This is a genomic window from Photorhabdus heterorhabditis (assembly GCF_001280945.1).
GTDB lineage: Bacteria > Pseudomonadota > Gammaproteobacteria > Enterobacterales > Enterobacteriaceae > Photorhabdus > Photorhabdus heterorhabditis.
In genome coordinates this window covers 127748-138044 of record NZ_LJCS01000005.1, presented here as the reverse complement: position 1 = coordinate 138044, position 10297 = coordinate 127748, and the positions used below count along the sequence as shown (strand labels likewise).

Sequence of the window (10297 nt, the reverse complement as noted above, 5' to 3'; positions counted from 1 at the left end):
TAACTTATCAAGGGCAGTTGCCCTGATATTATGGGCTATTTTTAGCCTGTTATGGGTTGTCAGTCCCAATAACAGGCAATCAATCTCTGTGGGTTTATTTTCAATGCCAGTCTTTTGCGACACCCTCTTTACGGCGGGGAGCAGTCACCGTGAAAGATAAATGCGTGCGGCGCCGCAAAAAAAGAGGTTATAAAAATTAGCTAGCGATATCTGTTAGTCAGAAATAACGGATATCGCTTTAATTTTATGACTGTTCTGATCTTAAATTAATTAACCAGACTCAGATTACTCATTGGAATTGTGGTAAATAATCACGATTGATTGCTAATACATCATCCAGTAGTGGTGAAGCAATGTCTGCATCGGCAACCAGTGGGTTGGTGATCAGTGCCAATAGTGCAGCGTTACGATCACCATGAACTGCTGCTTTAATCGTTAAACGTTCGTAGGTTTTTATCTGTTGTGTCAAAGAATGCATGCTGTTGGGCAGGCGACCAAATGTCAGCGGATGGGCGCCTTCTGCATCAATGATACAATTGGTTTCAATAACTGCATCGTCTGGCAAACCCTGAATAGCACCATGGTTAATGGTATTGACCACCAATTGGCTACCAAGATTGTTATGAATAGCGCAAATCAGATCCAGTGCAACTTCGGAATAGAATGAGCCACCGCGGAAACTAAGTTGTTCTGGTTTGTGATCAAGTTCTGGCCCAGCATATAATTCAAACAGTTCCCGTTCCACTTTCATGACTTGTTCAGCCCGTGTGCCCTGTTTGGCTGCGGCTTCGCGCTCTTCCTGCAACATGCTGCGGGTTTGGTAGAAGTAACGATGATAAGGGCAGGGGATCGCGCCTAATGCTCTGAGTAATGGTGGGGGCCAGGGCGCTTCTTTAATATTATTCATGGTTAATGCTACACCATTACATAGCATATCCAGCACTCGCTGAGTTTCATTCTTCCCTGAGACTAACACCTGATGTACCCAGACCATGTGATTAAGCCCTGCAAAGTGTAGTTGTACATCCTCATATGGGCGTTGCAGCATATTGGCTATCATGTGATGCATTGTGACGGGGACATTACACAGGCCGATAATTTTTACCTTACTATGGCGGGAAATGGCTTCGGTGACGATCCCGGCTGGATTGGTAAAATTAATCATCCATGCATCTGGCGCAAGTTGTTCAATTTTGTGGGCGATATCCAGTAAAACTGGAATGGTGCGCAAAGCCTTGGCAAATCCACCTACACCTGTAGTCTCTTGACCAATCAAACCGTATTTCAGCCCTAAACGCTCGTCCGCAACTCGTGCGGGTAGCTGGCCGACACGTAATTGAGTCAAAATAAAATTGGCGCCACGGATAGCATTATCTGGTGTGAAATGTACGCTGACAGTCACTTGCTCCATGCCGTGACGGGCTAGCATGCGGCGGGTAAGTGCAGCGATGATTTCTACTTTCTGTTTTCCGCTGTCAATGTCAACTAACGCCAATTCAGATAATGGAATACTTTTGTAGCGCTGAATAAGCCCTTCAACTAATTCAGGGGTGTAGCTGCTACCGCCGCCAATAACGGCTATTTTTATCTGTTTCATATATTTTTCTCCAACGGTATCCTGCGGTAGAGTTCAATCATGTCGCCGGCAAGATCTTGAATAACCATAGCGTTCATTAAATGATCTTGTGCATGTATGGTAATCAGATTGACAGGTAGTTTATTGCAGCCTTCATCCTGCCCGATTAAGGTGGTCTGAATGGTATGAGCCTTCCTGATTGCCTGTTGGGATTCAACCATCAGCGCTTGTGCGGCCTGAAAGTCGCCGTTTCTGGCATGTTGTAATGCCATCAATGCATTACTGCGTGCACTCCCGGCATGGACTAATAGCTCTATAATAGTTTGTTCTAAATCCATGTATAAATCCTCCGAAGATTATTGCTGAGACGGAGTTCCTGTGTTGGTGGATGTATCGCTTCCTTGCTGTTTGTACTCTTCGTTAATCAATTGTTTTTCATAAATTTTAAAGAAGGGATACCAGATAAGCAGATCGATTGTTATTAGCACGATAACCAGTACTACCGCACGGTAATCCCAGGCGGTAGAAATTAGTGCACCAAGTGGAGCAGGTGTAGTCCAGGGAGAAATAGCGACCATTTTTTGTACCAGATCGAGATGCAGAGCGCTGTAGGACAATACGGTATTGACCAACGGCACAATCAGTAGTGGAATTAATAAGCTTGGATTCATAACAATCGGTGAACCAAATAACAGCGGCTCGTTAATATTGAATATGGCAGGAACCACACTCAACTTTCCGATAGTACGCAAGTGTATAGAACGACTGCGTAGATAAAGAATAGCCAGAACTAGCGTAGAGCCGGAGCCACCGATACACACATAAAATGCCCAGTAAGGATTGGTGAGAATTTGTGTTGCAGCAACCCCTTGAGCCATTAATGCCGCATTAGTGGCGATATTTGCCATAAAGATAGGACTTAGCAGGCCAACGACAATGTTGTCACCGTGGATACCGGCAAACCACAGCAGATTAGCAATCAGCAGTGCTAGCATAATGGCAGGCAGAGTATCACCAACGGAAATGAGAGGTTGAAATACTTGCATTATAGCGGCAGGAATAAGCAGATTGAATTCACTTTGCAATAGCAGACTGACAGGATAAACCGTCAATAGTATACCTATAACTGGGTATAGAAGTTCAAAAGAGCGGGCAATCGCTGGTGGTACTTGTGCTGGCATATGGATAGTGATGTTATATTTCTTTAATAAACGCGTCAGTTCAACGGACCAGACAGCGCAAATCAACGAAGTAAATACGCCTGAGCCACCGAGAAAGTCGAGTGCTATTTTGTTTTCTACCTGTGGTGCGGCTGCTAGCAGAAATGCCATTAGTGATAGTAAAGCAGAAGTTAATCCGTCCATACCGTAGGATTTAGCTAAGCTGTAAGCCGTGCCGACCGAAACGAATACGCTCATGAGTCCCATCGTCATAAAGTAAGGCATGGTGATAGTTTCCCAGTGGGTTCTGGTAAAGGATAACCAAACCTGGCCGAATGATGATGAAGTCTGTGGATCGAATGGAGGATTTGCCACAATTAACATAATACTGCCGATGATCAAAAACGGCATAGCCGAGATAAAGCCGTCACGTATCGCAATAATATGCCGTTGGCTGCCGATTCGACCGGCAAGTGGCGCAATATGACTTTCTACAATGTGCATGAAAGAAGTATAGAGGCTCATAGGGCACTCCGTCGGGATGATGAAATTGATTATTCCAATAGGCTTAATGCCTTATCGAGAACTTTGTCACCACGAAGAGCGCCGTAATCCATCATGTCAATAACGTCTATTGGCTTGCCAAGTGGTTTGGCGATAGCGGCGAAATGGGCTAGTTGGTATCTTACCTGCGGACCAAGTAAAACAATGTCGGCATCGGTTATTAGATATTCTAACTCAAAGGTGGGTACTGCTTTGATCTCAATGTCCAATGCTCGTTTTGTCACTTCTGCCTGCATACGTTGTACCAACATGCTGGTGGACATACCGGCAGCACAACACAATAGGATTTTTTTCATAGCCTGGCCTCTCGTTATTATGTCGTTTCTAATGGGATAGTAGTCAATGGATGCACTATCACTTTTTATAAGACTAGCAACTTATGTTAAATTCGCTGGGATTTTATTCGCATCTTGATAAGAATATGTTGACAGATGGGAGTAAAATGTGATCTTCATCTGTATGCAGATAGCATAATAGCGACTACACTGATTTTTCAGGAACTAGACAACCTGTTATCTGGTTTTTTATTTGAAATAGTATCAAGCTCAAAATTTAAACCGTTCCTGTTTTCTGTCATTCTTAGCATTCGAGATATTTCACAGACGCTTGTAGATTGTTCTGTATATGAGCTATTTATAGTGAAATGTTGTGTTTTATTAGAGGATTTTGCTTCTGAAACGGATTTAACTTGTTGAATCTTAAAAATAGTTTTTTTATTATTTACCTATACAGTTCATTTACAACTATTTTCTGTGATAAACTTATTTGCGTTTGTTACCAGCTCTGTTTGAGGCGCTTCTGAACACACCGTCGCAGCTTTCATTACCTTTATATCTTCCCGATGACGAAACTTTTGCCAGTTTTTTTCCGGGGGAGAACGCTACCCTGTTAGCTGCAATCAAATTGGCCATTAGTCAGCAGCATGGCAGCTATATTTATTTCTGGTCCCGTGAAAGTGGGGGACGAAGTCATTTATTGCATGCCGCGTGCGCTGAATTGTCCTTAAAAGATGAAGCTGTGGGCTATGTTCCTCTGGATAAACGTGCTTATTTTATCCCAGAAGTACTTGATGGCATGGAACATTTATCACTGGTTTGTATCGATAATATTGAATGTATTGCGGGTGATGAAGAATGGGAAATGGCGATTTTTAATCTTTATAATCGTATTCTGGAGATTGGTCGCACTTGTCTGCTGATCAGTGGAGATCGTCCACCTCGCCAGATTGATCTTATGTTACCTGATTTGGCTTCCCGTCTGGATTGGGGACAAATTTATAAGTTACAACCGCTTTCCGATGATGAGAAATTACAAGCTTTGCAACTGCGGGCAAAGTTACGCGGTTTTGAATTGCCAGAAGATGTGGGGCGTTTCTTACTGAAAAGATTGGATAGAGAAATGCGAACTCTGTTTATGACATTGAACCAGTTAGATCATGCTTCGATAGTTGCTCAGCGTAAGCTGACGATTCCGTTTGTGAAGGATATCTTGCACCTTTAAAGATGATGGTGATTTCACCATCATCACATTTGTCCGATTAGCCGAGAATTTCTTTTACTTGTTCCGGCGGGCGCCCTAGTTTGGCTTTATCACCACAAACAACAATAGGGCGTTCAATCAGTTTAGGATTTGCCACCATTATTTTCAGCAAATCATTCTGAGTGAGTTGTTCATCGGCCAGATTTAATTCTTTGTATAAATCTTCTTTAGTCCGCATCAACTGGCGAGCATCATTAAAACCAAGCTGTTCTAACAAAGCTGATAATTGCTCCACAGTTGGCGGTGCCTCTAGATAGAGAATAATCTGTGGGTTAATTCCCTGTTCTTCAATAAGAGCCAACGTTTCACGGCTTTTGGAGCAGCGTGGGTTGTGATAAATGGTCACCTGTTGCATGAGAGTTCCTTAACGTTTGTATTGACTGTAACGCTGTTGTAGCTGGCGTAACTGATCGATACGGGCATCATAACGTGCCTGATCGTAACTGCCTAATTTTACCAGTGAACTGGCATTACTGAGGTATTTAATCGCGTTGTCAAATTGACCACGAAGCGCCATTTCTTCAGCGTAAGCTGATAATTCTTCATAGCGTTTGCCTTGTTGGGCGGCGGTTTCAGCCATCAGGCGCCAACCATTTAGATCATCGGGATTATTGAACGTATAGTGGTAAAGCAGTTTTTCAGCTTGTTGATATTGCTTTGCGCGAATAAGCGCATTTGCCAAATTAATCTGTAATACCAAATTATCTTTTTGTTTCTGTAAGGCGTTTTGTAACCGAGTGATGGCTTGAGCAGTCCGGTTTTGCTCAAGATCGATATCGGTCATCACATCGATAAACCAGATATTATCTGGTTGTTTTGCGAGTAATGGTTCCAGAATAGCCCGGGCTTCAGCATATTTTTTATCTTGAGAAAGCAAGATGGCTTTACCATAAGTTGCGGCAAGTTGCTCTTGAGCTGTACCTTTACGATAATTTTCCAAAACTTGCTCTAGGTAGCTACGTTGCTCCGTAGTGTACATTCCCATAATACGGACTTTAGCGAATAGAAAATCTTGAGATTGTGGAACATGCTTTGCTGGATACTGGTTAGCGCGGTTACGGGCATCAGCAAGACGGCTGTCAGGTAATGGGTGAGTTAGCAACATTTCTGGTGGTTTAGAGCTGTAGCGGGTCTGATCTGCAAGAAGCTGCATAAAATCTGGCATACCTTTAGGATCAAAACCGGCTTTGCGGAGCGTCTGCATACCAATCCGGTCAGCTTCTTGTTCATTGGATTGGGTGAAGCTGATCATCCCTTGCTGTACACCGGCAATAGTACCGCTGAGTGCGGCCATTCCTGCTTGTGGGTTAGCCATGAGTAAGAGGATGGAACCCAATGCACCTGCCCAAGCCAGCGGCGCTGTACGCTGCTGATCTTCCATCATTCGAGCCAGATGGCGTTGTGTGACATGAGAAATTTCGTGAGCTATAACGGATGCAAGTTCACTTTCATCACGACTATAACGGAAAAGTGCGGCATGGAGGACGATGTTCCCGCCGAAGAAAGCATAAGCGTTGATCTTTGGGTTATCGACCAGATAGAAATGAAAAGGCGTTTTAACTGAATCTGCATGGGCTACCAATTTTCGCCCAAGAGTATTGATATATTGAGTTAATAATGGGTCATAAATTAGTGGGGCGTTAGCCCGCATCTGGCGGGCGTAAAAATCTCCCATTGCCAGTTCCTGATTAATACTCAGGATTGAACCTGCGGTGGTACCTATATCCGGTAACGAATCTTCAATAGAGGCACTGGGAACAGGGGAACTTGTTAGCAATAGTGTACTGACGAGTATTGCTGCCAAAGATTTATTAGACATTATTTTCATAAAACAAAAATGATCTCATTTGGCCATAGTTTTTAGATAATGCGTGTATGATGAACAAGGGTACCTTAAAATTAACCAATTAGTACAATTTTTAAGAAAAATAGAAATTCCGAATACTGCTATTAAGGAGCCTGGTCAATGCTGGACATGATTATACAGTGGTATCGCCGTCGGTTTACTGATCCACAAGTTATTGCGTTATTTGTCATTCTTGTGGTTGGGTTTTGTATTATTTATTTTTTGCATGGCATTTTAGCACCATTATTGGTAGCGATTGTTCTTGCCTATTTGTTGGAATGGCCAACTTCTATGCTTGAAAAATTGGGATGTTCACGAACAGTTGCTGTTTGTATTGTGCTGATTATTTTTTCTGGGATCAGTGCTCTGGTCATTCTGATTGTGGCCCCCACTGCGTGGCAACAAGGGCTTAATCTATTGTCAGATATACCTAATATGCTTAACCGTTTTAATGAATATGCTCAGACATTACCGACACGTTATCCGGTTTTGGTTGATGCCGGCATCATTGATATGATGGCGGAGAATTTGCGTAGTAAGATTTCAACTGCTGGAGAGTCCGTGGTGAAGTTTTCAGTAGCTTCATTGATTGGTTTACTGACACTGGCTATCTATCTGATACTTGTACCGTTGATGGCATTCTTCTTGCTGAAAGATAAAAATCAGATGCTGCAAGCGTTACAACGAGTTCTGCCGCGTAACCGCATTTTGGCCGGGCAGGTATGGCGTGAGATGAATCAGCAAATCACTAACTATATCCGAGGTAAAGTCACTGAGATGGTCATTGTCGGTATCTGTACCTACGCTGTATTTGCATTTCTTGGATTGGAGTATTCATTACTACTTTCTGTCTTGGTCGGGTTGTCAGTATTAATTCCTTATGTTGGAGCGTTGATTGTCACGATTCCAGTCGTATTGGTTGCTTTGTTTCAGTGGGGGGTAGGGACAGATTTCTGGACATTGATTATTGCTTATCTAATTGTTCAGGGATTGGATGGTAATTTACTGGTACCGATTTTGTTCTCTGAAGCAGTAAATCTACATCCTCTGGTTATTATTCTTTCTGTAATTACTTTTGGTGGCTTATGGGGATTTTGGGGCATATTTTTTGCTATTCCACTGGCGACACTGATCAAAGCGGTTATTCATGCATGGCCGGAAGAGATAGTGATAACAGAAGATGCTGAGATGAAAGACTAGGTTTTCTTTCGATATTGAAAATTGTCTTTATATTTATTCTCATTGATTGATGTCAATTCTACCATTAGGGAAGTACGGGGGGAATCCTCCCGTACCTGCCTCGAATATATTTATCTATACCTGTTATCTTTCAAGTTGCCTCTTGAAATCTATTGGGTAATATTAGATAAATATGATTGAATTCTTGCCATTTTCTTAAGAATGTTGTTTCAGATAATCCGCCACGATTTGGTGGTGATCACTGGTTTTAAATTTATCAAAAACGTGTTCAATATTACCTGTGGTATCAATCAGAAAACTGATACGGTGCATACCATCATAGGTTTTCCCCATAAACTGTTTTTTGCCCCAGACACCAAACTGTTCAGCGACTTGATGATCTTCGTCAGACAGTAATGTGAAGTTCAGCATTTCTTTCTCCACAAAGCGTGACAGTTTACTTGGATGATCAGTGCTAATACCCAGCACTTCAACACCAGATGCCTTTAATGTATCCATTTCATCGCGTAGACCACAAGCTTGTACAGTACAGCCGGGAGTCATTGCTTTAGGATAAAAATAAACTAAAACACGCTGACCTTCGAAATCAGACAAATTGATTGTTTCTCCATCTTGGTCAGGAAGGCTAAACAGGGGGGCCTTATCACCGGCTTTCAATGGGTTCATCACGTATTCTCCGTTTAATCTTTCTACTAAAGTGGTTCAAGAATACTAATACTGCCTTGTGCATTGAGATCTGTACATAGCTTATTAAACGCTTGCTTAATAATTATGCCATCATCATCTAACAGGCTGTGAGCAGTAATTTGGATTTGTAATCGGGCGGGGATATTGCCTTCTCGTGGTTGTGTTTTTGATACCAGTTCAGCAATATTAAAATCTTGGGTGGTAAACAAATTGGTAAACTGTTCAACAATGCCGGGTGAATCATCAACATCAACCTTGACGAAAACCGTGGAAGGAAATGTTGTATGAGTATCACACTTTGTACGCTTCATGACGATAAGAAGATCGAGTTCGGCCCCTTTCTGTGGCAGCGTTGATTCAATCATGGTGATTGCATTCCAACTGCCGGAAAGTAGCATAATGAAGGTGAACTCCTCACCAAACATCGCTAAGCGGCTGTCTTCAATGTTACAACCACATTCACTCACAAGACGAGTAATCGTGTTGACGATGCCAGGGCGGTCAGCACCTAAAGCGGTTATAACTAAAAAATGTTGTTCTGATTGTGGCAAAGTCACTTTTCCTTCTCTGCTGTAGTTTATTTAAGGTAAACACAAAAAGCCTATACTGCCAAGGTCAATTGTATCAAAGTTGTTCGATTGCTCTCATTACCCAACTATTCCCTATCTTTGAATTTCAACAAATTACTTCGCTTATCACTTCTCTTTAACAAAGGTTCTCTGGTATTAACAAAATTCATTGAAATCCGACGTTAAATAGTTTCCTTCTGTATGACTAGAAAGTACCATGGAACTCTTGTTTGTATAGGGGGTTATGTAATGTCTAGTGGGAGTTTTAAATTCACAGGCAGTATTGTTGCATTGGTGACACCAATGGATGCTAATGGTCATGTTGATAAGGCTAGTTTGAAAAAGTTAGTCGATTACCATGTTGCCAGTGGTACATCGGCGATTGTTTCGGTAGGAACAACTGGAGAATCGGCTACATTGAGTCACGATGAACACGGTGATGTTGTTTTGACAACCATAGAATTGGCTGACGGACGTATTCCGGTCATTGCTGGAACAGGTGCGAATGCGACTGCTGAAGCGATATCCCTGACGAAGCGTTTTGAAAATAGTGGTGTTGCTGGTTGCCTGACGGTAACACCCTATTATAATAAGCCTTCACAAGAAGGTTTATATCAGCATTTTAAAACTATTGCTGAAAATACTGATTTGCCGCAAATTCTGTATAATGTGCCTTCTCGTACGGGATGTGATTTACTGCCATCAACTGTAGCTCGTTTGGCGAAGATCAAAAATATTGTCGCAATTAAAGAAGCTACAGGGAACTTAAATCGCGTTAGTCAAATCCAAGAGTTGGTTAATGATGATAGTTTCATCTTATTGAGCGGTGATGACGCAAGTGGGTTGGATTTTATCCAGCTTGGAGGCAAGGGAGTAATTTCTGTTACTGCAAATATTGCAGCTCCTGAAATTGCCAGGCTTTGTGAATTGGCATTGAGTGGTCAGTTTACAGAAGCGCGTAAGCTGAATAACCGCCTGATGGATTTACACTGTCAGCTATTTGTTGAACCTAACCCAATTCCGGTTAAGTGGGGATGTCACAAATTAGGTCTGATTGCTGATGACACTATGCGTCTGCCGATGACGCCATTGACAGAGGCAGGAAAAGTCTCAGTCGAAAAGGCATTGAGAACGGCCGGATTACTGTAAAATTTAG

Annotated in this window: 11 protein-coding genes; 3 read left to right on the top strand and 8 right to left on the bottom strand. The window is 42.4% G+C overall.

Annotated elements, in window-relative coordinates:
* Positions 1–289 precede the first annotated feature (289 nt).
* From AM629_RS03755 to AM629_RS03740, 4 genes are read right to left on the bottom strand one after another with little or no spacing between them, the layout of a single operon-like run.
* Positions 290–1597: a 6-phospho-beta-glucosidase gene (locus tag AM629_RS03755; protein WP_054476273.1), complete on the bottom strand. Its 1308-nt coding sequence runs from the start codon at positions 1595–1597 to the stop codon at positions 290–292.
* Positions 1594–1914 (bottom strand): PTS lactose/cellobiose transporter subunit IIA, encoded by a 321-nt coding sequence (locus tag AM629_RS03750; protein WP_054476271.1) that lies wholly within the window; start codon positions 1912–1914, stop codon positions 1594–1596. Before AM629_RS03750 ends, AM629_RS03755 begins: the two co-directional genes overlap by 4 nt.
* 18 nt (positions 1915–1932) lie before the next feature.
* On the bottom strand, positions 1933–3261 hold the full coding sequence (locus tag AM629_RS03745; protein WP_054476270.1) for a PTS sugar transporter subunit IIC: 1329 nt from the start codon (positions 3259–3261) through the stop codon (positions 1933–1935).
* A 29-nt stretch (positions 3262–3290) separates the two neighbouring features.
* Positions 3291–3596, bottom strand: coding sequence for a PTS sugar transporter subunit IIB (locus AM629_RS03740; RefSeq protein WP_054476269.1), 306 nt, complete (start codon positions 3594–3596; stop codon positions 3291–3293).
* Between the two features lie 487 nt (positions 3597–4083).
* Here AM629_RS03740 and hda point away from each other — a divergent pair, with 487 nt between their 5' ends.
* On the top strand, positions 4084–4800 hold the full coding sequence (gene hda / locus AM629_RS03735) for a DnaA inactivator Hda (protein WP_054476297.1): 717 nt from the start codon (positions 4084–4086) through the stop codon (positions 4798–4800).
* 37 nt (positions 4801–4837) lie between these two features.
* Here hda and arsC read toward each other — a convergent pair whose 3' ends face one another.
* Both arsC and bepA read right to left on the bottom strand, forming a co-directional pair.
* Complete coding sequence (gene arsC / locus AM629_RS03730) at positions 4838–5194, bottom strand: arsenate reductase (glutaredoxin) (RefSeq protein ID WP_054476267.1); 357 nt, start codon at positions 5192–5194, stop codon at positions 4838–4840.
* A gap of 9 nt (positions 5195–5203) precedes the next feature.
* Positions 5204–6667, bottom strand: coding sequence for a beta-barrel assembly-enhancing protease (gene bepA / locus AM629_RS03725; protein WP_054476266.1), 1464 nt, complete (start codon positions 6665–6667; stop codon positions 5204–5206).
* Positions 6668–6805: 138 nt separating this feature from the next.
* Here bepA and AM629_RS03720 point away from each other — a divergent pair, with 138 nt between their 5' ends.
* A complete protein-coding gene (locus AM629_RS03720; RefSeq protein ID WP_054476265.1) occupies positions 6806–7885 on the top strand; it encodes an AI-2E family transporter in 1080 nt (359 codons plus the stop codon).
* A gap of 195 nt (positions 7886–8080) precedes the next feature.
* Here the strand turns inward: AM629_RS03720 and bcp are convergent, their stop codons facing one another.
* Positions 8081–8551, bottom strand: a complete 471-nt coding sequence (gene bcp / locus AM629_RS03715; protein ID WP_054476263.1) for a thioredoxin-dependent thiol peroxidase — start codon at positions 8549–8551, stop codon at positions 8081–8083.
* 26 nt (positions 8552–8577) lie between these two features.
* Positions 8578–9123, bottom strand: a complete 546-nt coding sequence (locus tag AM629_RS03710) for a glycine cleavage system transcriptional repressor (RefSeq protein WP_054476261.1) — start codon at positions 9121–9123, stop codon at positions 8578–8580.
* Between the two features lie 267 nt (positions 9124–9390).
* On the opposite strand from AM629_RS03710, the gene dapA reads away from it, so the two are divergent.
* The gene (gene dapA / locus AM629_RS03705; RefSeq protein ID WP_054476259.1) at positions 9391–10290 is read left to right on the top strand and encodes a 4-hydroxy-tetrahydrodipicolinate synthase; all 900 of its coding nucleotides are present in this window, start codon (positions 9391–9393) and stop codon (positions 10288–10290) included.
* The last annotated feature ends 7 nt before the right edge of the window (positions 10291–10297 follow it).

Excerpts from the sequence above, each read along its gene's own strand:
- AM629_RS03750 (WP_054476271.1), bottom strand. The coding sequence starts at position 1,914 with ATGGATTTAGAACAAACTATTATAGAGCTATTAGTCCATGCCGGGAGT.
- AM629_RS03745 (WP_054476270.1), bottom strand. The coding sequence starts at position 3,261 with ATGAGCCTCTATACTTCTTTCATGCACATTGTAGAAAGTCATATTGCG.
- bcp (WP_054476263.1), bottom strand. The coding sequence starts at position 8,551 with ATGAACCCATTGAAAGCCGGTGATAAGGCCCCCCTGTTTAGCCTTCCT.
- bepA (WP_054476266.1), bottom strand. The coding sequence starts at position 6,667 with ATGAAAATAATGTCTAATAAATCTTTGGCAGCAATACTCGTCAGTACA.
- arsC (WP_054476267.1), bottom strand. The coding sequence starts at position 5,194 with ATGCAACAGGTGACCATTTATCACAACCCACGCTGCTCCAAAAGCCGT.
- dapA (WP_054476259.1), top strand. The coding sequence starts at position 9,391 with ATGTCTAGTGGGAGTTTTAAATTCACAGGCAGTATTGTTGCATTGGTG.
- AM629_RS03755 (WP_054476273.1), bottom strand. The coding sequence starts at position 1,597 with ATGAAACAGATAAAAATAGCCGTTATTGGCGGCGGTAGCAGCTACACC.
- AM629_RS03740 (WP_054476269.1), bottom strand. The coding sequence starts at position 3,596 with ATGAAAAAAATCCTATTGTGTTGTGCTGCCGGTATGTCCACCAGCATG.
- AM629_RS03720 (WP_054476265.1), top strand. The coding sequence starts at position 6,806 with ATGCTGGACATGATTATACAGTGGTATCGCCGTCGGTTTACTGATCCA.